The following is a 19595-nucleotide window of genomic DNA, read 5'->3' as shown; positions in this document are numbered from 1 at the left end:
TGACGACGTGAGCCGTATCGTTGAGCCCAAAGTGCGCGTCGCTTGCCTGACAGCGCTTCGCACCCGCCAGCAATGGACGCGCAGGTTGGGGTGGGCGGCTTCCAGCGTGGCGGTCGGGTTCGTGTTGGCATACTGCACGGCCGTGCAGGCCGGTGCAGCGGAGATGGGGCAGAGCGCTGGCTTGCAGGTGGATGCGCCGGCCGGCGCATCGGGCAGCGCCACGGACAACGCGATGTCGGAGGCTCGCGCGCTGCCGCCCAGACCCACGTGGGTGGCTTACTACGGCGCCTCGGTGGACATTGACGTGGAGCGACTGGGCAGCACGTTCAAGGTCATCATCATCGACGCCGATCCCGACCCGCACAGCGATGACGGTCCCGCTTTCGACGCCACGCAGATTGCGCTACTGAAAGCGCATGGCGCAAAGGTACTCAGCTACCTGAATTTCGGCGCGTGCGAACAGTCGCGATCGTACTGGAGCAGGGTGCCTGCCGGCTTCGTATCGTGTCGCGCGAACCAGGCCGCGCAGCTCGGCCGCTACCAGGGGTATCCGGAATACTGGATGAACGTCGGCAACGCCCAGTTTCAACATCTGATCGCCGACTACGTCGCGCCTCGTCTCGTCGCTGCGGGCGTCGACGGCTTGATGCTCGACAATGTCGAAATCATCGATCACGACAGCGACGCGCCGGAGGGGATGTGCGATGCCGCATGCAGGCAGGGCGGTCTCGATCTCGTGGCAACCTTGCGCAGCCGCTATCCGAAGCTTTCGATCGTGCTCAACAATGCACCTGTGTCTGCGCTCGGCGCAACGAGTGGCAGGGTGCCGTTCCCGCTGCTGGTGGATGGCGTGTTCGCGGAAGAGGTCTTTTTGTCGTCGACGAGCCGTTCGCTCGTCGCTCAACTGCGCGCCTGGTCGGACGCTGCGCGCATCGCTGGACGACGCGATTTTTTTGTCGGCACACTGGACTATGCTACGTCCTGTTCCGCCAATGCCGCAGCACAGAGCGCCTGGAACGCCAGCACGCGCGCAGGATTCAGTCCATCCGTTGAAACGATCGATCTGGACTCGATCTGCTGGTGGCCATGGTTCAAGGGTAGCGGTTGAGGCGGCCAGGTGATTGCATCGACAGGAATGGATCTCTTGAAGTCAAAGAACAGTGACCGAAATCTGGCGCATGCCGCGCTTGGCTGCTTGTTGTGCCTCTTGCGCGTCGCGCGCGTGGTCGTGGTTGGCGTCCTGTCTTCGGTGGCGCATGCGCAACCGGCGGGCGGCGAGCCGTCCATCGCATTTTTTTATGGCGCCAATCCGCCGGTCGCGCCATTGAGCGCGTTCGATGTGGTGGTGATTGAACCGGATAGCGGCTTCGATCCGCTTGCGCACAAGAGCACGCACACGGCCTGGTTTGCCTACGTGAGCGTCGGCGAGGTGGCGCCGCAGCGCCCGTACTACGCCGCGATTCCGAAAGCCTGGCTCACGGGACGCAATGCGGCGTGGGCTTCGACGGTGATCGATCAGGACGCCGCCGGCTGGCCTGCGTTCTATATCGAGCACGTGATTGCGCCGCTCTGGAAGCGGGGCTATCGCGGCTTCTTTCTCGATACGCTCGATTCGTATCAGCTGGTCGCCACGACGGATGAAGCGCGCGCGCGGCAACAGGCGGGGCTCGTCGCCGTCATTCGCGCGATCAGGGCGCGCTATCCGCAAGCGAGGCTGATTTTCAATCGTGGCTTTGAGATTCTGCCGCAGGTGCACACGCTCGTGTATGCGGTCGCGTTCGAGTCGCTGTATCGCGGCTGGGATCAGGCGCAACAACGCTACGCCGAAGTGCCTCAGGCCGACCGCGACTGGCTGCTTGCGCAGGCAGCGACGATTCGCGAGCGCTATCGTCTGCACGTCGTCTCGATCGACTACTGCCCGCCCGGCGATGTCGAATGCGCGCAGCACGCCGTCGCCGCGATCAGTGCAACGGGTATCGTGCCGTACGTGACGGACGGCGCGCTTCAGACTGTCGGTGTGGGCCCGGTTCGCGGCTCGAATTGAAACAGGCGGTCCATCTGGAGGACGTCCGCATCTCACCGCAATTGCGTCACAGCAATCAACAAGACCATACTTCCGATAGCCCCATCCAGAATCCTCCACGCGGTAGCACGTCGAAAGAGGGGCGCGAGCACACGGGCGCCATATCCGAGCAGAACAAACCAGACGGCGCTGACGGCCATGGCACCGAAGGCAAACGCAACACGCCCGGAGGGCAGTTCACGCGCCCCAGCGGTGCCGATCAGCAGGAAAGTGTCCAGATAAACATGGGGATTAAGCCAGGTGAGCGCAAGCGTCATGAGAACGACAGACAACGCCCGCTGGCTGTCCGCAGACGCAGAAGCAGAAGCAGAAGCAGAAGCTGCCGAACCCGGCCCCTGAACCTCGATTACCGCATGGCCCGGCTTGAACGCGCGCTTCAGCGCCCCCATCCCAAACCAGGCAAGATACGCAATCCCCACATAAAGCATGGCATGCACAAAAACCGGATACCGTTCGACAAGCGCTGAAGCACCTCCCACACCCGCGCCGATCAGAATGAAATCCGACACGGTGCAAAGTAAAACGATCTTGCCGACATGCGAGCGCATGATCCCCTGCCTGAGCACGAAAGCATTCTGTGCGCCAATCGTGACGATCAGCGAAGCGCACAACGCCGCACCATGTGAAAAAGCGAGCCAGTCCATATACGATCCGATAGACGATTGAGACGAACGACGCTAGTCTGCGTTTTTGTCGCTGGTAAGAGAAGCTAATTTAGTTAATGTCGATTAAGGAGCGCTAATGCTCGACTATGCCCTGCTCGATGCGCTCGCCGCGGTGGTTCGTCACGGTTCCTTCGAACGCGCGGCGAACGAGCTGAACGTGACGCCGTCCGCCGTGTCGCAGCGCGTCAAGCTTCTGGAGGAGCGGGTCGGCAGCGTGCTTGTCAAACGTGGCCAGCCGTGTGTCGCGACGACATCCGGCGCGCTGCTGTGCCGGCATACGGAACGCGTCCAGCTTCTCGAGGCCGAACTGGGCGGCCGCCTGCCAACGCTTCCCGGCGCGCTCGTCGAATCGTGGCCGACGCTGCGCGTCGCAGTGAATGACGATAGCGTCGGCACCTGGTTTATCGACGCCGTCGCGGGCTTTTGCGTCGAGCGCGAGATGCTGCTCGACCTCGTCATCGACGATCAGGACCACACCGCGCAGCGCATTCGCGACGGCAGCGTGCAGGGCGCGGTCACAACGCAGGCCGAGCCGGTGCAAGGTTGCCGCTCCACGCGGCTCGGACGGATGCGCTATCTCGCCGTCTGCGCGCCGCAATACCTCGAACGGCATTTCGCGGACGGCGTCACGCGCGCCACGCTGCGCAGCGCACCGTGCGTCGACTTCAATCCGAAAGACCAGCTTCAGAAGCGCTACATGCGCCGCATCACGCGTGCGGAAATCGATCCGCCACTGCACTGGATTCCACACGTGGCGGGTTTTCTGCGTGCATGCGTGACGGGAATGGGCTGGGGCATGTGTCCCGAACGCATGGTCGCGCCGCACCTCGCCCGCGGCGAACTGGTCGAAATGACGCCGGGCAGGCACCTCGACATCGATCTCTACTGGCAGAGCTGGCGCCTGTCGATCGGCTGGCTCGACGAGTTCAGCGCCGTACTGCGCAAGCGGGCCACCGAATTTCTCGATTGACGCAGGCAGCAACCCGATCGCAGGAAAGAGCCGCAGCGGTCCACATGCAGCAACCGCGCTTCTTCATCGAGCATCGGGCATCGATCATGGATCGCTAACTGCTCCTGTTGCCCGGCGCCTCCGGCACGGCCGCCGTGTCGCTGGCGGTATCGCTGTCGCGCGTTTCCGGCATCGCGGCCCACACCAGCAGCACGGCCAGCGCGCCGGCACCGGCGAGGCCGAAGAAGCTGGTCGCGTTGCCGAAGCGGTCGGCGATGAACCCGGCGGTTGCCGTGCTCAAGGTCGCGCCGATCCCGGCCGCCAGTCCGAAGAGTCCGATGCACAGGTTGTAGCGTCCCTTGCCGCCGGCCACGTCGGCCGCGATCAGCGGCAACATCACGCCGAACACCGCGGCGCTCAAGCCATCGAGCATCTGCACCGGCACCAGCAGGTAAGGGCTGCTCACCCCCGAGAACAGCAGCGCACGCACGGGCAGCGCGGAGAAGCCGAGCAGCAGGATCGGCCGCCGGCCCCAGCGTTCGGCTGAGCGTCCCACCCACGGCGACATCATCGCGACGATCGCCTGCGGCACGATGATGCACGCGGCGATCACGAGCTGGACGTTGTCGCCCATGCCCGCGGTCACTTCGCCAGCGGCGAGATTGAGCATCGCCGCGTTCGACAGATGGAACAGCACCACGCATGCCGCGAAGATCAGCATCCGCTTGTCGCGCAGCAGTTCGAGCAGCGTCTCGCGCTCGCCTGGGTCGGTCTTCCTCTTGTGTTTCACTGCGACAGGTATCGGCGCCGGATTCATATGAATCATGCTGAGCGCGATAAGGGCGGGCAGCGCAAGCGCACCCGTCAGCCAGAACACGGCGCGCGGCGAAAAGTATTCGCCGAAAAGACCCATCAGGCCGGCCGCGACCGCGCTGCCTATCGACGCCCAGCGCGCATTGCGGCCAAGCCGGTCGCCAAGATCGTGGCGTCCGACGAGCGTGATCGAGATTGCCGCCATCGCCGGCACCAGCATGCAGCTCGCGAAGCCGTGGAAGACCTCGGCGATCATCACAGGCAGCACGGTTGGGCTGGCGGCGAGCAGCAACGCGCTCACGATGATGGCGATGATCGCCCATGCCGCAGCGGCCTTCTTGTTGCGTAACGCGTCGACGGCGGCGCCCCCCGGCACCTGGCTCACCATCGCGCTGATCGTGCCGACGGAGAGCGCGAGGCCGATTTCCCCCTGCGTCCATTTGTGCGACGCGAGGTACGACGCGATGAATGGCCCGAAGCCCGTCTGCACATTGGCGACGAAGAAGTTCAGCCAGTCGAGCGCGCGCAGGCTGCGCGCATGGATGAGATCTCGGTTCGTCATCACTTGGGCCGCGCAGAAGAGGCCGTAGCCGTGGATGGCGAAGCGGCTGCGGCGGGCGCAGGCGCGGGAGCAGCGGGGGCCGCAGGTGCCGCAGATGCCGCAGGTGCGGCAGGTGCGGCAGGCGCGACCGGCGAGACGGCACGGATCGGCTGGTCGGCGGCGTAGGGTGGCGACGCCTTGATCTGCGCTTCGTTGAGATCGATCAACGGCGTGAGCGCTTTGTTCCTCACGCCGAAGCGCATCGCGGACCAGTTCGCGGCAATCGTGCGGCGATCCAGATTGATGATGCCGCTCACGTCGAGCACGACCGCCTGCGGCTGTGCATTACCGTCGATCAGCACGTCGACGATACGGCCGACTTTCTCGCCGTTCGAACGTTCGACCGTCGCATCCAGCAAAGGCACCTGCCCGGGGTCGACAGGCGGCGTCGTCGTGCCCGCAAATGGTCCGGCCAGTTTCGGACCCACTGCCGCGGGCGTCTTGCCGGGCGGCACGTTGAGCGTGATCGGCGCGGTTTTCACGCTGGGCGTGAAGTGGAAAGCGGTCCACGGGAAATTGGCTTTACGGTCGCCAATCCCGAGAAAGCCCTGCAGATTGACCACCATTTCGCGCGGCGTGCCGCTCGCGTCGGTAATGATGTCGACCGCGCGCCCGACGACCTTGCCGTCCGGCCGCTGCACTTCGCTGTCGAGCAGCCCGTGGGCCGCATTGCGGTCGATTATCCGCGTCGTGATGATCGGCGCAGGCGGCGGAGGTGGTGGAGGCGGCGGCGGGGGCGGTGGCGGCTCCTCGACCTTGTGGGGTTTGACAACCGGCTTTTTGGGTTTCTTCTGCGCCTGGTGTTCCGGCGTCTCGGGCTGCTCCGGCGGCTCGGTCGCGACTGGCTCGATGGGTTCCTGCTCGACCGGGATCGCCTCCGCTTCGCGGACCGGCGCGGGCTCCTGCGTGGGATTGAACAGGCTGCAGCCTGACAGGACGAGCGCCATGAGGGCGAGAAGGAACGGCAGACGGAAGGCTGGACGTGGGAAACCGCCACTCATCAAGAAGAACTCCATGTGCCATTGCGGGGGCGCGACCAGTCGTGTTGCCTTGCCCGCAGCGATTCGGTTGACAGTGCGTACGCGCGAGAGTTTAACCCGCGACGACCGGCGCGCCCGATTGGCGGCCCATCGCGCGGGATTCGAGGCCGGTTTCGAGCGTCGTTCCCGCCGGTTTTTCAGGGGTGAAGGCCGTAGGTGTAAACGCGCGGGCTGGGTCCGCGCGTTACCGCGTCCTTAAGGATATAAGCGTCGCGACATGTCCGGCATGCCATCCATGCGATAGGAGATATGTTTGTGTTCACCTACATTTCGGCACAGCAGGAAGCGAAATCAATCAATAAACGTAACGAGACGAACCCTGATGACGGCCGGCTTTCCGACCGTTTCAGCATGCTGATAAAGGAGGCACTCATCATGATGGAACCCCAGGCCCAGCCGATTGGCGATGTCGGCACCCAGACTTTCGATGGAAAAGGCATTCTCGACCGCTATTTCGAAATCTCGGCACGCGGCAGCACGCAGCGTCAGGAAATCGTCGCGGGCGTCACCACGTTTCTGGCGATGGTCTATTCGGTCTTCGTCGTTCCCGGCATGTTCGGCAAGGCGGGCTTCGATACGAGCGCGGTGTTCGTCGCCGTGTGCCTGACCACCGCTTTCGGTTCGATGCTGATGGGTATCTGGGCCCGGCTGCCGATCGCGATCGGCTGCGCGATCTCGCTGACCGCGTTCACCGCATTCGGGCTCGTGCTCGGCAAAGGGCTGCATCCGACAGTCGCGCTTGGCGCGGTCTTCCTGATGGGCCTCGTGTTCACTGGCATCTCGGTGACGGGCGTGCGTTCGTGGATCCTGCGCAATCTGCCGTCGGGCATTGCGCACGGCACAGGCATCGGGATCGGCCTCTTTCTGCTGCTGATCGCGGCGAACGACGTGGGTCTTGTCGTCAAGAATCCGGGCCCGGGGCTGCCAGTGCAACTGGGTCACATCACCTCGCTGCCAGTGATCATGTCGGTGGCGGGTCTCGCGGCCATCTTCGGCCTGGTGCGCCGTCGCGTGCCGGGTTCGATCCTGCTCGTGATCGTGGCGATCTCGGCGCTGGCGATGGTTCTCGATCCGGCTGTGGCGTTCCACGGGGTGTTTGCGTTGCCGTCGCTGTCCGCGCCGGGTCACGCTTCGCTGATCGGTTCGATGGACATCAAGGGCGCGTTGTCGCTCGCGGTGCTGCCTAGCGTGCTGGCGCTGGTGATGACGGCGGTGTTCGATGCCACGGGGACGATTCGTGCTGTCGCAGGGCAGGCGGGGCAACTCGATGAAAACGGCCGCATCATCAACGGCGGCCGCGCGCTGACAGCCGATTCGCTCAGCTCGATCTTTTCGGGCTTCTTCGGTGGCGCGCCGGCTGCGGCTTATATCGAATCGACCGTCGGAGTGGCCGCTGGTGCGAAGACGGGGCTTGCTGCGGCCGTGGTCGGTCTGCTGTTCCTCGTCGTGATGTTCTTCTCGCCGCTGGCTGGCCTCGTTCCTTCGTACGCGACGGCGCCCGCGCTGATGTATGTGGGTCTGCTGATGCTGAGCAGCGTCAGCAAGCTCGACATGAACGACATGATCGACTCGATGTCGGGTCTCGTCTGCGCCGTATTCATCGTGCTGACCGCGAATATCGTGACGGGCATCATGCTCGGCTTCTGCACACTCGTGATCGGCCGGGTAGTAAGCGGCGAGTTTCGCAAGCTCAACGTCGGCACCGTGGCGATCGCACTCGTGCTCGCGGTGTTCTATCTCGGCGGCTGGGCGATCTGATGCGCGGCTTCGCGGACGCGCTTCGCCGATCGTGATTCACGCATGAACGACTGATCGTCACTTTCCTGGCCGGGTCGGGCAACACGAGGCGCTTCACGGTGTTCACCGTGAAGCGCCTCGTTCTTTGGATCCCGCCCGCGCGAGCCGCATTGCAGGCGCGCTTGACACGAAGCGCTGATCGTCTAAGCTTAACTCTATGGTTAAGTATCAGGAAGCAACTCAGGAAGCGGCTCTGGACCGCACCTTCGCCGCGCTCGCGGACCCCACGCGGCGCGCGCTGCTCGCACGTCTTTCGGATCAGCACGATCTGTCGGTCAGCGAACTTGCGCAGCCTTTTGCCATGTCGCTGCCGGCGGTCATGAAGCATCTCGACGTGCTGTCGGATGCGGGGCTCGTTACGCGGAGTAAAACCGGGCGCACGGTCGCATGCCGTCTGTCCGCCGCGCCGATGGAGGAAGCGATGCAGTGGCTGACCCACTATCAGCGCTTCTGGTCCGAACAGCTTGACCGGCTTGCAGCCTTTGTGGAGGAAGAAGCATGTCCGTCCGACCCAGTCTCACGCTCCAGCGCCGTCTCAACGCGTCGCCCGCGAAAGTCTACGGTGCCTGGACGGACCCGGCGCAAATAGCGAAGTGGTGGCATCCCGCCAGCAACCATGTCGTGCATGCCGAAGCTGACGTACGCGTGGGCGGCCGGTTTCGCGTGATCATGCGCACACCGGACGGCGAGGAGCATGACGTCAGCGGGGTCTATCGCGAGGTTGTGCCCGACGAGAAACTTGTCTTTACGTGGGCGTGGCGCACTGCGCCCGAACGCGAATCGCTGGTTACGGTCATGTTGCGCAGCGACCGCGAGGCAACTGTTCTTACGCTTACGCACGAACAGTTCGACGACGAAGCCGCGCGTGACAGCCATCGGTCCGGCTGGACGGACGCGCTTGACTGGCTCGAACGCCTGTTTGCCTGAGAGGGGTGCCGAGACTGCGCATCGCTTGCCGCGAAGCCTACAACGACATATCGAAGGCTGGCTTCAGAAACAGTTCGATGCCCATCACGATGAGACCCATTGCGCCGGCCGCCAGCGTCAACGTCCCGTATTCGTCGTGGCGCGTGTCATAGAGACAGGCGACGACGAACAGGATCGCAAGCAGATTGGTCAGCCAGTCGAAATTGAGTGCGAGATTCATCAGGGAATCCGGGCGGTGGTCTCGTCGCGCCTTGTGTTATGCGCGATTCTAGCGAGCCGGGCTTACGGATTCGCTACAGGACGGCGCGGCGTTGCGCGCGCGTCACGGTATCTGTCGCGTCGATTACAACGCCTCCAGGACGTTTACACCATCTCGTTGCGGATCCAGTCGATCACCGACCTGCGCTGCGGTTTCCAGCCGAGCAGTTCGCGCGCACGCTGTCCGCGGACGCGGCTGTTCGAACCGAGACCGTACGACGCCATTTCGTAGCCCCATTCCTGTTTCGCTTCGTCGAGCGGCCAGTCTTGCGGCTTGCCCATGCCGAGCACGTCGGCCATCGCGGTCGTCATGTCGCGGAACGACGCTTCGCCGCTTTCGACAAAGTAGAACGTGCCGGCCGGCGTCTTTTCGAGCGCGAGACGGTATAGCTCGACGACGTCGTCGATATGCACGTTCGACCAGATGTTGCCGCCGCTACCCACGTGGCGCACGACGCCGCTCTTCTTCGCCTGACGCAGCAGGCGCGGCAGTTGCACGCTTTCGGCGCCGGGCACCTTGCCGTGACCGTAGATCAGCGTGTTGCACAGCACGGCCGAGCGGATGCCCCTGTTCGCGGCGTCGAGCACGAGCCGGTCGATCGCGACGCGTGCCGCCTTGTCGGCGGTCGGCTCGGGGAGCCTGTCCTCGTAGTAGATCGCCTCGGTGCCTTCGCCACCCGAGGCGTCGCCGACGATGCTCGAGCCGCTCGTATGCAAAAGCGGCTTGCCGGAGCCGGCGAGTCCTTCGATCAGCGCTTCGACTGCGTCACGGTGATCGCTGCTGGCGGCGTTGATGACAGCATCGGCGGCCTTCGCCTCACCGATCAGCAACGCGCGGTCGTCGAGATCGCCGACCACGGGTTCGATGCCAAGGCGCTGCAGCGCGTCCGCCAGTTCGGGGCGGCGCACGAGCCCTCGCACGTGATGCCCGGCGCGCACGAGGCCTGTCGCGATCGAACCGCCAATAAAGCCGCCTGCGCCGGTAATGAAGATGTTCACAACGTTCTCCTGCTGGTTGATCCGGAAATGAGGTGGCCAGTATCCGTCGAAGTGATTTTCGCAAAAACCGTGCTAGTCTCAATTCAATATTGACGGAAAATCAAGAATGAAGACTTCCACCGACGAACTGCTGGCCTTCGTCACGGTGATCGACAGCGGCTCGATCACCGCGGCCGCGGAGAAGCTTCAGCAGACGGTGTCCGGCGTGAGCCGCGCGCTCACGCGGCTCGAAAAGAAACTCGATACCGCACTCGTACGGCGTACCACGCGCCGGTTGCACCTGACGGAGGAGGGCGAGCTGTTCCTCGGCCGCGCGCGGGCCATCCTCGCTGCGATGGAGGAGGCGGAAGAATCGGTCGCGCGTCGCCGGGAACGGCCGTCCGGACGCCTGCGGGTGGACGCGGCAACGCCCTTCATGCTGCATTGCATTGCACCGCAGATGAAGGCGTTCAGCGCGCTCTTTCCCGAGATCCGGCTGGAACTGACGAGCAACGAGCGCATCGTGGATCTGCTGGAGCAGAAGGTCGATATCGCGATCCGCATCGGGGCGCTGCAGGATTCGACGCTGCACGCCCGCGCGCTTGGCAGCAGCAAGCTGCGCGTGCTCGCGAGCCCGGCCTATCTGGCGGAATACGGCGAGCCGCGCAGCGTTGACGCGCTGCGCGGGCATCGCCTGATCGGTTTCACCGCGCCGGACCTGCTGAACCGCTGGCCGCTGCGCGACGGCGCCGACCTGCTGAAGATCGAGCCGGCCATGGCTGCGTCGAGCGGCGAGACGATCCGGCAGCTTGTTCTCAGCCACTGGGGCATTGCCTGCCTGTCCGACTTCATGACTTCCGCCGATGTGCGCGACGGCCGCCTCATCACGATTCTCGACAGCCTGCTCGTCGACGTGCGCCAACCGGTGAGCGCGGTGTATTACCAGAGCGCAACGCTCGCCGGCCGCGTGCAGTGCTTTCTCGATTTCATCGCCACGCGGCTGAGGTTCTGACGCCGCCGTCCGCAGCCGCGTGGGTCTTGCCGGCTTTTTTATTCTCTTGCTGGCGGCCATGACTGATGTGTATATACAAGTTGTCAGCGAACGCCGCCCCGGCCTGTGTCGGCAGCGCTGACCCGCGCCCTGCGGGCGGATATCGCAATCAGAGCGAGATGCATGCCACAAAGTGCCATGACGTCTAATGGAAAGTCCTAACGTCGAAACTGCAAAAACAAGTTGTATATACAAGATGGCGACGCTAGACTCCACTCACACTTGTATAGACAGGACACTCCATCATGATTCTTACGCCCGGCAACCTGACCCTTCCGCAACTGCGCCAGATCGCCCGTGAGCAGGTCACGCTTCAGCTTGACCCGGCGAGCTTTGCCGCGATCGATGCCGGCGCCAAGACCGTCGCCGACATCGCCGCGAAGGGCGAGCCGGCCTATGGCATCAATACCGGTTTCGGCCGTCTCGCCAGCACGCACATTCCGCACGACCAGCTCGAACTGCTGCAACGGAATCTGGTGCTGTCGCACGCTGTGGGCGTGGGCGAACCGATGTCGCGTCCCGTCGTGCGTCTCCTGATGGCGCTAAAGCTGTCGAGCCTCGGCCGCGGTCATTCGGGTATCCGTCGCGAAGTGATGGACGCGCTGATTACCCTCTTCAACGCCGACGTGCTGCCGGTGATCCCGGTGAAGGGCTCGGTCGGCGCCTCGGGCGACCTCGCGCCGCTCGCGCATATGTCGGGCGTGCTGCTCGGCATCGGCGAAGTGTTCATTCGCGGCGAGCGTGCTGCGGCGACGGAGGGCTTGCGCATCGCCGGACTCAAGCCGCTCACGCTGCAGGCCAAGGAAGGTCTCGCGCTCCTGAACGGCACGCAGGCCTCGACGGCCCTCGCGCTCTACAACATGTTCGCGATCGAAGACCTGTATCGCACGGCGCTGGTCGCGGGCGCGCTGTCGGTCGACGCCGCAATGGGTTCGGTCAAGCCGTTCGATCACCGCATCCACGCGTTGCGCGGCCATCAAGGCCAGATCGAAGCCGCAGCGGCTTATCGCTCGCTGCTGGAAGATTCGGCAATCAATGTCTCGCACGCCGACTGCGACAAGGTGCAGGACCCGTACAGCCTGCGCTGCCAGCCGCAGGTGATGGGCGCGTGTCTCGACCAGATGCGCCACGCCGCTGACGTGCTGCTGATCGAAGCGAACGCCGTCTCCGACAATCCGCTGATTTTCCCGGACACGGGCGAAGTGATCTCGGGTGGCAACTTCCACGCCGAGCCGGTCGCGTTCGCAGCGGATAACCTCGCACTCGCTGCCGCCGAAATCGGCGCGCTCGCCGAACGCCGCATCGCGCTCCTGATCGACGCGACGCTGTCGGGCCTGCCGCCGTTCCTCGTCCGCGATGGCGGCGTGAACTCCGGCTTCATGATCGCGCACGTGACGGCGGCGGCGCTCGCATCCGAGAACAAGACGCTGGCGCATCCGGCTTCGGTCGATTCGCTGCCCACTTCCGCGAACCAGGAAGACCACGTGTCGATGGCAACCTTCGCCGCGCGCAAGCTCGCCGACATGGCCGAAAACACCGCGAACATCCTGTCGATCGAACTGCTCGCCGCAGCCCAGGGTGTCGATCTGCGCGCTCCGCACAAGACGAGCCCGAGCCTGCAACGTGTGATGCAGACGGTGCGCAACGAAGTCGCGCACTACGAACTCGATCACTACTTCGCGCCGGACATCGCTGCGATCACGCGCCTCGTGCAGAACGGCACGATTGCCGCGCACTCGCCGCTCTCGTTCGCTTCTGAACAAAAGTAAAGCTACGTTGCCACCAGCATGAACGCACCGGCTTATCAGGGGATCAAGGACTTCATCCTCGCCCGCATCCACGCGGGCGAATGGGCGGAGGGCGACCAGGTCCCATCGGAAAACGAACTTGCACGCGAGTTCAACGTGGCGCGCATGACGGTCAACCGCGCGCTGCGCGAATTGACTTCGGAGCAGGTGCTCACGCGCGTGCAGGGCTCGGGCACTTTCGTCGCACGGCCGAAGTACGAATCGACGCTCGTCGCGATCCGCAGCATTTCCGATGAGATCGTCGCGCGCGGCCATCGCTATCAGGCGAACGTGCTGCACGTCGGCGCGACGATCGCCGACGAGGCGCTCGCCGAAGAAATGCAGGTCAACGCGGGTAACCCGCTGTTTCACTCGCGTGTGCTGCATTTCGAAAACGACGAGCCGGTGCAGCTGGAAGAACGCTGGGTGAATCCCGCTGTCGCGCCTGAATACGCGCTGCAGGATTTCACAACCACCACGCCGAACCAGTATCTCGTGCGCGTCGCACCGCTGCAACGCGTCGAGTACAGGATCGAGGCACTGGCAGCCGACGCCGATACCCGTACGCTCCTGACGATGGATGAACTGGAGCCCTGTCTGGTGCTGCATCGACGCACCTGGTCACAGGGCATGGTCGCTTCGGTGGCCAATCTTTGGCACCCCGGCAGCCGTTATCGCTTCACCGGACACTTCTGAACTTTCTCTCTGGGCACTTGAGGGCCACCAACATGAACAACCCGAAACACATCGATCCGCGTCTCGACCCGTCCCGCACGATCCGCGCGCCGCACGGCAGCGAAAAGACCTGCAAGAGCTGGCTGACGGAAGCCGCGTACCGCATGATCCAGAACAACCTGGATCCGGAAGTGGCAGAACATCCGCATGCGCTGGTCGTGTACGGCGGTATCGGCCGCGCTGCGCGCAACTGGGACTGCTTCGACCAGATCCTCAAGTCGCTGAAAGACCTGAACGACGACGAAACGCTGTTGATCCAGTCCGGCAAGCCGGTCGGTGTGTTCCGCACGCACGCCGATGCGCCGCGCGTGCTGCTCGCGAATTCGAACCTCGTGCCACACTGGGCGACGTGGGAACACTTCCACGAACTCGACCGCAAGGGCCTGATGATGTACGGCCAGATGACGGCGGGCAGCTGGATCTACATCGGCAGCCAGGGCATCGTGCAGGGTACGTATGAGACGTTCTTCTCGGTGGCGAACCAGCATTTCAACGGCGACCCGAAGGGCCGCTGGATCCTGACGGGCGGCCTCGGCGGCATGGGCGGCGCACAGCCGCTCGCAGCGACGATGGCCGGCTTCTCGATGATCGCCGTCGAATGCGACGAGACGCGCATCGACTTCCGCCTCAAGACCCGCTACGTCGATAAAAAGGCGAAGACGCTCGACGAAGCGCTCGCGATGATCGAAGAGGCGAAGAAGGCAGGCAAGCCAGTTTCGGTCGGTCTGCTCGGCAATGCGGCTGACGTGTTCGCGGAATGCGTCGAGCGCGGCATCACGCCGGACTGCGTCACCGACCAGACCAGCGCGCATGACCCGATCCACGGCTACCTGCCGCAGGGCTGGAATGTCGAAGACTGGCGCGAGCGTCAGAAGACCGTGCCGGACACCATCGTGACGCCCGCGAAGCAGTCGATGGCCGTTCAGGTGCAGGCCATGCTGACGCTGCAGGAACGCGGCGCCGCGACGCTCGACTACGGCAACAACATCCGTCAGATGGCGCTGGAAATGGGCGTCGATAACGCCTTCGATTTCCCGGGCTTCGTGCCGGCGTATATCCGTCCGCTCTTCTGCGAAGGCAAGGGGCCGTTCCGCTGGGTGGCGCTGTCGGGCGATCCGGAAGATATCTACAAGACCGATGCGAAGGTCAAGGAACTGATTCCCGATGATCCGCACCTGCACAACTGGCTCGACATGGCGCGCGAACGCATCGCGTTCCAGGGCCTGCCGGCACGGATCTGCTGGGTTGGCGTGAAGGATCGCTATCGCCTCGGCCAGGCGTTCAACGAAATGGTCAGGAACGGCGAGTTGAAGGCGCCAATCGTGATCGGTCGCGACCACCTGGACACCGGCTCGGTCGCCAGCCCGAATCGCGAAACGGAATCGATGAAGGACGGCTCGGACGCTGTCAGCGACTGGCCGCTCCTGAACGCCCTGCTGAACACCGCGGGCGGCGCGACGTGGGTCTCGCTGCATCACGGCGGCGGCGTCGGCATGGGCTTCAGCCAGCATTCCGGCGTGGTGATCGTGGCGGACGGCACCGAGGCCGCATCGCAACGCCTGGGCCGCGTGCTGTTCAACGATCCGGCGACGGGCGTGATGCGTCACGCGGATGCCGGCTACGAGCTCGCGCAGGAAACGGCACGCGAGGCCGGTCTCAAGCTGCCGATGCTCGGTCGCTGATGACTTCAACGAACGTGGCGATGGGTAAAACGCCGCACCTGACGCTGATACGCGGCGTCGATCTCGTGGCGTCGCCGTGGAAGAACGGCGGCGGCGTCACGCGCGAAGTGGCGGCCTGGCCGGAAGGCGCCGGTCTCGATACGTTTGTGTGGCGCGTGAGCGTCGCCGACGTGGCGCAGCCGGGTCCATTCTCACGCTTTGCGGGCATCGACCGGACGCTCGTGTTGTTGTCCGGCGCGGGCATGCTGCTCGATGACGCGCAAGGCTACACGCATGCGCTGAAGCAACCGCTCGATATCGCCCGCTTCGAGGGCGAAGCCGTCATCGAAGCGCGGCTCGTCAATGGCCCGACGCGCGATTTCAACCTGATGCTGCGTCGTGGCGCGGCCGCAGGCGAAGTCGAGGTATGGCGCGGCGACGGCGAACACACGTTGTCGGCCGACGTCGCGCTGCTGTTTTGCGCCGAAGGCCCGATCGCGGTGACAGTCGGCGATGCCGCTCCGGTTCAACTGGATATCAACGATACGATGCGTATCGACAGCGCGGATGCAGCGCAGGCGCTGCGCTGCACGACGGGCGGCAGCGGCGCGCTGCTTGCGATCGGCATCCGCTACGCATGACGGACGCGGCCTCGCTGTGTCGAGGCCGCGTATTTCGCCCCACACGGCTATGAGCAAGCGATGAAGCAAACCGTCTGGCATCACCTGAAACTTTGCCCGCAGGGCGACCCCAACCAGACGATCGCCGACGCGGCGATCGCCGTGCGCGACGGCCAGATCGCATGGCTCGGCGCCGCACACGAACTTCCCACCGAATATGCGGCCTGGCCGCGCGAAGACCTGGGCGGCGCGTGGGTGACGCCTGGTCTCGTCGATTGCCATACGCATCTGGTGTATGGCGGCCAGCGCGCGGACGAATTCGCCCAGCGGCTCGCGGGCGTGAGCTACGAAGAGATCGCGCGGCAGGGCGGCGGCATCGTGTCGACGGTGCGCGCCACGCGTGCCGCCGACGAAGACACCTTGTTCCGCCAGTCGGCCGCGCGGCTCGAACCGCTGCTTGCCGAAGGTGTGACCGCCGTCGAAATCAAGTCCGGCTACGGCCTCGACCTGGACAGCGAGCGCAAGATGCTGCGCGTCGCGCGCCGGCTTGGCGAACGCTATCCGGTATCGGTGTACACGACGTTTCTTGGCGCGCACGCGTTACCGCCGGAATTCGCCGGACGTGCCGATGATTACATCACCGAAGTCTGTGACCGCATGCTGCCCGCGCTCGCGGATGAAGGCCTCGTCGATGCGGTCGATGTGTTCTGCGAGCGCATCGGCTTTTCGCTTGCGCAGAGCGAGCGCGTGTTCGAAGCGGCGGAGCGTCGCAAGCTGCCGGTGAAGATGCATGCCGAGCAGCTGTCGAATGGCGGCGGCACGGCGCTTGCCGCACGTCATCGCGCGCTCTCGGCCGATCACCTCGAATTTCTCGACGAAGCAGGCGTTGCCGCGATGAAGGAAGCGGGCACGGTCGCCGTACTGCTGCCCGGCGCCTACTACTTCATCCGCGAGACGCAGTTGCCGCCGATCGATCTGCTGCGCCGCTACGGTGTGCCGATCGCCATCTCGACCGACAGCAATCCTGGCACGTCGCCCGCCACCTCGCTCCTGCTGATGATGAACATGGCGACCACGCTGTTCCGCATGACGGTCCCCGAAGTGTTGCAGGGCGTGACCCGCCACGCAGCGCGCGCGCTCGGCCAGGCGGAACGCCACGGTACGCTCGCAGCAGGACGTTCGGGCGATTTCGCGGTGTGGTCCGTCGATACGCTGGCGGAGCTCGCATACTGGATCGGCCGGCCGCTGTGCGCGCGCGTTGTACGGGCGGGCGAAACCGTCCATACGCGGCGCGCTCACGCATAAGCCGCCGTCCTGACCACCCTCAAGGTCCGAAGATGACTCAATCGAATCAATCGCTGTTCGCCGAATACGCGTATCTACCGGACGGCTGGCGGCGCAACGTGCTGCTGGAATGGAACACCGATGGCATGCTGACCGCGGTGACGCCCGACAGCACCGCGGCTACCCCCGGTGTCGCGTATGCGGCGGGCCCTGTTCTGCCCGGTATGCCGAATCTCCATTCGCACGCGTTCCAGCGTGCGATGGCTGGCCTTACCGAATATCGCGCGAATGCCACCGACACCTTCTGGAGCTGGCGCGACCTGATGTACCGCTTCGCCGCGCGTATCTCCCCGGAAGGGCTCGGGGCTATCGCGCAATGGCTGTACATCGAGATGCTGAAGGCGGGCTATACGTCGGTGTGCGAGTTTCACTACGTGCACCACACGCCCGACGGTACGCGCTACGTGAACCCGGCGGAACTGGCCGGGCGCGTGGTCGATGCAGCGAAGCACACCGGCATCGGCATGACGATGCTGCCGGTGCTGTACCAGTACAGCGGATTCGGTTCGCAGGCGCCGCGCGCCGACCAGCAGCGCTTCATCAACACGCCGGACAGCCTCCTCGATCTGCTCGGTAAATTGCGCGACGCGCACGCTGAGGATGCGTCGCTGCGCTACGGCGTGGCGCCGCATTCGTTGCGCGCGGTGTCGGAGGATTCGCTGCGCGCCGTGCTCGGAGGCCTCGACGCGATGCTGCCGGGCGCGCCCGTGCACATCCACATCGCCGAGCAGACCGCCGAAGTCGATGCCTGCCTCGAAACCGAAGGCGCGCGGCCTGTGCAATGGCTGCTCGACCGTTTCGATGTCGATTCACGCTGGTGCCTCGTGCATGCAACGCACGTCGACGCCGATGAAACCGTCGCGCTCGCGAAGAGCGGCGCGATTGCCGGTCTGTGTCTTACGACCGAGGCGAATCTTGGCGACGGTATTTTCCCGGCGCGGGAGTATCTCGAAGCGAAAGGGCGGTTCGGTATCGGCTCCGATAGCCATATCGGTGTCGACTGGCGCTCGGAACTGCGTCTGCTCGAATACGGCCAGCGGCTGTCACGCCGTCAACGCAATGTGCTGGCCTCCGCAGAGGCGACCCATGTCGCCGATCGCCTGTACGCCGCAGCGCTGGACGGCGGTGCGCGTGCAACCGGCCATCCGGTCGGCGCGTTGCAGGCCGGCCGTCGCGCCGACTGGCTCGTGCTCGACGCCGATCATGCGAGCATCGCCGGGCATGGGCCTGACAGCTGGCTCTCGGGTGTCGTATTCTGCGAGCATGGCGAATCGCCGGTTCGCGACGTGTATGCGGGCGGCGAGAAACTCGTCGACAACCGCCGGCATCGCGACGAAGAACGCGCCTACGCGCAATACCGCGTCGCGCTCGCCGACCTGCTGAAGTGATCGAACCATCGATCGAACGAACTGAACCTGGACTCACATGACTGCATCGAACTCCGCACCGGTCTTCTCGCTGCACCAGGGAAGCCTGCCGCTTCTGATCTCGATTCCGCATCTGGGCACGCGCATCCCGGACGACATCGCCGCGACGATGACTCCGGTCGCCGCGCGCACCGACGACTGCGACTGGCATCTCGACCGCCTGTACGCATTCGCCAAAAGCCTCGGCGCATCGATCCTGACGCCGACCTACGCGCGCTATGTGATCGATCTGAACCGTCCGCCCGATGGTGCGAACCTGTATCCGGGGCAGGATACGACGGGCCTCCTGCCCGTCGATACATTCGACAAGGAACCGTTGTATCGCGACGGCCGGCTGCCCGACGACGCCGAAGTCGCCCGTCGCCGCGACGCATACTGGAAGCCGTACCACAACGCGATCGTGAGCGAACTCGCGGCGCTGAAGGCGAAGCACGGCAAGGTGCTGCTGTGGGAGGCGCATTCGATCCGCTCGCACGTGCCGCGCTTCTTCGAAGGGCGCCTGCCGGATTTCAACCTCGGCACGGCGAACGGCGCAAGCGCGGCAGTAGGGCTCGCCGACGAACTCGCGGCGATCGTCGAGGCACATGACGGCGGCTATACGGCGGTGGCCAACGGCCGCTTCAAGGGTGGTTACATCACGCGCCAGTATGGCCAGCCGGAGCAGGGCGTGCACGCGGTGCAGCTCGAACTGTCGCAGATTACCTACATGCAGGAGCAGATGCCGTATTCGTATGACGATGCCCTAGCCGCGAAGGTGCAGCCGGTGCTCGAGGCACTGCTGAAGACCGCGCTGGCGCGGGTCGCGGCGGCCTGAGGCGCTGGGAAGCCGCCGCGCGGTGCATGTCGCCGCGCAACTCGC

Annotated in this window: 19 protein-coding genes; 14 read left to right on the top strand and 5 right to left on the bottom strand. The window is 64.6% G+C overall.

Annotated features, from left to right (window positions below):
- Positions 1 to 7: 7 nt before the first annotated feature.
- The gene (locus B0G77_RS20365; RefSeq protein ID WP_243751060.1) at positions 8 to 1108 is read left to right on the top strand and encodes an endo alpha-1,4 polygalactosaminidase; all 1101 of its coding nucleotides are present in this window, start codon (positions 8 to 10) and stop codon (positions 1106 to 1108) included.
- Between the two features lie 36 nt (positions 1109 to 1144).
- Positions 1145 to 2044 carry an endo alpha-1,4 polygalactosaminidase gene (locus B0G77_RS20360; RefSeq protein ID WP_243751059.1) on the top strand — a complete coding sequence of 300 codons (900 nt, stop codon included), beginning with the start codon at positions 1145 to 1147 and terminating at the stop codon, positions 2042 to 2044.
- A 32-nt stretch (positions 2045 to 2076) separates the two neighbouring features.
- On the opposite strand, the gene B0G77_RS20355 is transcribed toward B0G77_RS20360, so the two are convergent.
- Positions 2077 to 2727 carry a LysE/ArgO family amino acid transporter gene (locus tag B0G77_RS20355; protein ID WP_133663746.1) on the bottom strand — a complete coding sequence of 217 codons (651 nt, stop codon included), beginning with the start codon at positions 2725 to 2727 and terminating at the stop codon, positions 2077 to 2079.
- 97 nt (positions 2728 to 2824) lie between these two features.
- Between B0G77_RS20355 and B0G77_RS20350 the strand changes: the two genes are divergently transcribed.
- Positions 2825 to 3718, top strand: coding sequence for a LysR family transcriptional regulator ArgP (locus B0G77_RS20350; protein ID WP_133663745.1), 894 nt, complete (start codon positions 2825 to 2827; stop codon positions 3716 to 3718).
- A gap of 94 nt (positions 3719 to 3812) precedes the next feature.
- Here B0G77_RS20350 and B0G77_RS20345 read toward each other — a convergent pair whose 3' ends face one another.
- Entirely contained in the window at positions 3813 to 5072 is a 1260-nt protein-coding gene (locus B0G77_RS20345) for an MFS transporter (RefSeq protein WP_133663744.1), read from the bottom strand.
- Entirely contained in the window at positions 5072 to 6112 is a 1041-nt protein-coding gene (locus B0G77_RS20340; RefSeq protein WP_133663743.1) for a PRC-barrel domain-containing protein, read from the bottom strand. The genes B0G77_RS20345 and B0G77_RS20340 overlap by 1 nt, the downstream gene beginning before the upstream one ends.
- 414 nt (positions 6113 to 6526) lie before the next feature.
- Here B0G77_RS20340 and B0G77_RS20335 point away from each other — a divergent pair, with 414 nt between their 5' ends.
- The 3 genes from B0G77_RS20335 (at position 6527) to B0G77_RS20325 (ending at position 8875) form a co-directional block, all read left to right on the top strand.
- A complete protein-coding gene (locus tag B0G77_RS20335) occupies positions 6527 to 7909 on the top strand; it encodes an NCS2 family permease (protein WP_133664211.1) in 1383 nt (460 codons plus the stop codon).
- A gap of 196 nt (positions 7910 to 8105) precedes the next feature.
- Positions 8106 to 8537, top strand: coding sequence for a metalloregulator ArsR/SmtB family transcription factor (locus B0G77_RS20330; protein WP_133663742.1), 432 nt, complete (start codon positions 8106 to 8108; stop codon positions 8535 to 8537).
- A complete protein-coding gene (locus B0G77_RS20325) occupies positions 8447 to 8875 on the top strand; it encodes an SRPBCC domain-containing protein (RefSeq protein WP_133663741.1) in 429 nt (142 codons plus the stop codon). Before B0G77_RS20330 ends, B0G77_RS20325 begins: the two co-directional genes overlap by 91 nt.
- Positions 8876 to 8912: 37 nt before the next feature.
- On the opposite strand, the gene B0G77_RS20320 is transcribed toward B0G77_RS20325, so the two are convergent.
- Complete coding sequence (locus B0G77_RS20320; RefSeq protein WP_133663740.1) at positions 8913 to 9095, bottom strand: hypothetical protein; 183 nt, start codon at positions 9093 to 9095, stop codon at positions 8913 to 8915.
- 143 nt (positions 9096 to 9238) lie between these two features.
- Complete coding sequence (locus B0G77_RS20315; protein WP_133663739.1) at positions 9239 to 10132, bottom strand: NAD-dependent epimerase/dehydratase family protein; 894 nt, start codon at positions 10130 to 10132, stop codon at positions 9239 to 9241.
- Positions 10133 to 10238: 106 nt separating this feature from the next.
- Between B0G77_RS20315 and B0G77_RS20310 the strand changes: the two genes are divergently transcribed.
- The 8 genes from B0G77_RS20310 (at position 10239) to hutG (ending at position 19550) form a co-directional block, all read left to right on the top strand.
- Positions 10239 to 11123, top strand: coding sequence for a LysR family transcriptional regulator (locus tag B0G77_RS20310; RefSeq protein WP_133663738.1), 885 nt, complete (start codon positions 10239 to 10241; stop codon positions 11121 to 11123).
- A gap of 281 nt (positions 11124 to 11404) precedes the next feature.
- The gene (gene hutH / locus B0G77_RS20305) at positions 11405 to 12931 is read left to right on the top strand and encodes a histidine ammonia-lyase (protein ID WP_133663737.1); all 1527 of its coding nucleotides are present in this window, start codon (positions 11405 to 11407) and stop codon (positions 12929 to 12931) included.
- A gap of 18 nt (positions 12932 to 12949) precedes the next feature.
- Positions 12950 to 13645, top strand: coding sequence for a histidine utilization repressor (gene hutC / locus B0G77_RS20300; RefSeq protein WP_133663736.1), 696 nt, complete (start codon positions 12950 to 12952; stop codon positions 13643 to 13645).
- Between the two features lie 32 nt (positions 13646 to 13677).
- Positions 13678 to 15366, top strand: a complete 1689-nt coding sequence (hutU, locus tag B0G77_RS20295; RefSeq protein WP_133663735.1) for a urocanate hydratase — start codon at positions 13678 to 13680, stop codon at positions 15364 to 15366.
- A complete protein-coding gene (locus B0G77_RS20290; RefSeq protein WP_133663734.1) occupies positions 15366 to 15986 on the top strand; it encodes a HutD family protein in 621 nt (206 codons plus the stop codon). The genes hutU and B0G77_RS20290 overlap by 1 nt, the downstream gene beginning before the upstream one ends.
- A 60-nt stretch (positions 15987 to 16046) precedes the next feature.
- Entirely contained in the window at positions 16047 to 17270 is a 1224-nt protein-coding gene (gene hutI / locus B0G77_RS20285) for an imidazolonepropionase (RefSeq protein WP_133663733.1), read from the top strand.
- Positions 17271 to 17302: 32 nt separating this feature from the next.
- Positions 17303 to 18697 (top strand): formimidoylglutamate deiminase, encoded by a 1395-nt coding sequence (locus B0G77_RS20280; RefSeq protein ID WP_133663732.1) that lies wholly within the window; start codon positions 17303 to 17305, stop codon positions 18695 to 18697.
- Between the two features lie 37 nt (positions 18698 to 18734).
- A complete protein-coding gene (gene hutG, locus B0G77_RS20275; protein ID WP_133663731.1) occupies positions 18735 to 19550 on the top strand; it encodes an N-formylglutamate deformylase in 816 nt (271 codons plus the stop codon).
- The last annotated feature ends 45 nt before the right edge of the window (positions 19551 to 19595 follow it).

Origin of the sequence: Paraburkholderia sp. BL10I2N1, assembly GCF_004361815.1 — a bacterium.
Lineage (GTDB): Bacteria > Pseudomonadota > Gammaproteobacteria > Burkholderiales > Burkholderiaceae > Paraburkholderia.
Note: the sequence above shows the minus strand (reverse complement) of the source record. Positions and strands in the feature narration are given on the sequence as shown.

Bases quoted from the DNA above. Each gene is read 5' to 3' on its own strand.
- B0G77_RS20320 (WP_133663740.1), bottom strand. From the start codon at position 9,095: ATGAATCTCGCACTCAATTTCGACTGGCTGACCAATCTGCTTGCGATC.
- hutC (WP_133663736.1), top strand. From the start codon at position 12,950: ATGAACGCACCGGCTTATCAGGGGATCAAGGACTTCATCCTCGCCCGC.
- hutU (WP_133663735.1), top strand. From the start codon at position 13,678: ATGAACAACCCGAAACACATCGATCCGCGTCTCGACCCGTCCCGCACG.
- B0G77_RS20280 (WP_133663732.1), top strand. From the start codon at position 17,303: ATGACTCAATCGAATCAATCGCTGTTCGCCGAATACGCGTATCTACCG.
- B0G77_RS20330 (WP_133663742.1), top strand. From the start codon at position 8,106: ATGGTTAAGTATCAGGAAGCAACTCAGGAAGCGGCTCTGGACCGCACC.
- B0G77_RS20340 (WP_133663743.1), bottom strand. From the start codon at position 6,112: ATGAGTGGCGGTTTCCCACGTCCAGCCTTCCGTCTGCCGTTCCTTCTC.
- B0G77_RS20345 (WP_133663744.1), bottom strand. From the start codon at position 5,072: ATGACGAACCGAGATCTCATCCATGCGCGCAGCCTGCGCGCGCTCGAC.
- hutG (WP_133663731.1), top strand. From the start codon at position 18,735: ATGACTGCATCGAACTCCGCACCGGTCTTCTCGCTGCACCAGGGAAGC.
- hutI (WP_133663733.1), top strand. From the start codon at position 16,047: ATGAAGCAAACCGTCTGGCATCACCTGAAACTTTGCCCGCAGGGCGAC.
- B0G77_RS20325 (WP_133663741.1), top strand. From the start codon at position 8,447: ATGTCCGTCCGACCCAGTCTCACGCTCCAGCGCCGTCTCAACGCGTCG.
- B0G77_RS20355 (WP_133663746.1), bottom strand. From the start codon at position 2,727: ATGGACTGGCTCGCTTTTTCACATGGTGCGGCGTTGTGCGCTTCGCTG.
- B0G77_RS20350 (WP_133663745.1), top strand. From the start codon at position 2,825: ATGCTCGACTATGCCCTGCTCGATGCGCTCGCCGCGGTGGTTCGTCAC.
- B0G77_RS20290 (WP_133663734.1), top strand. From the start codon at position 15,366: ATGACTTCAACGAACGTGGCGATGGGTAAAACGCCGCACCTGACGCTG.
- B0G77_RS20310 (WP_133663738.1), top strand. From the start codon at position 10,239: ATGAAGACTTCCACCGACGAACTGCTGGCCTTCGTCACGGTGATCGAC.
- B0G77_RS20335 (WP_133664211.1), top strand. From the start codon at position 6,527: ATGATGGAACCCCAGGCCCAGCCGATTGGCGATGTCGGCACCCAGACT.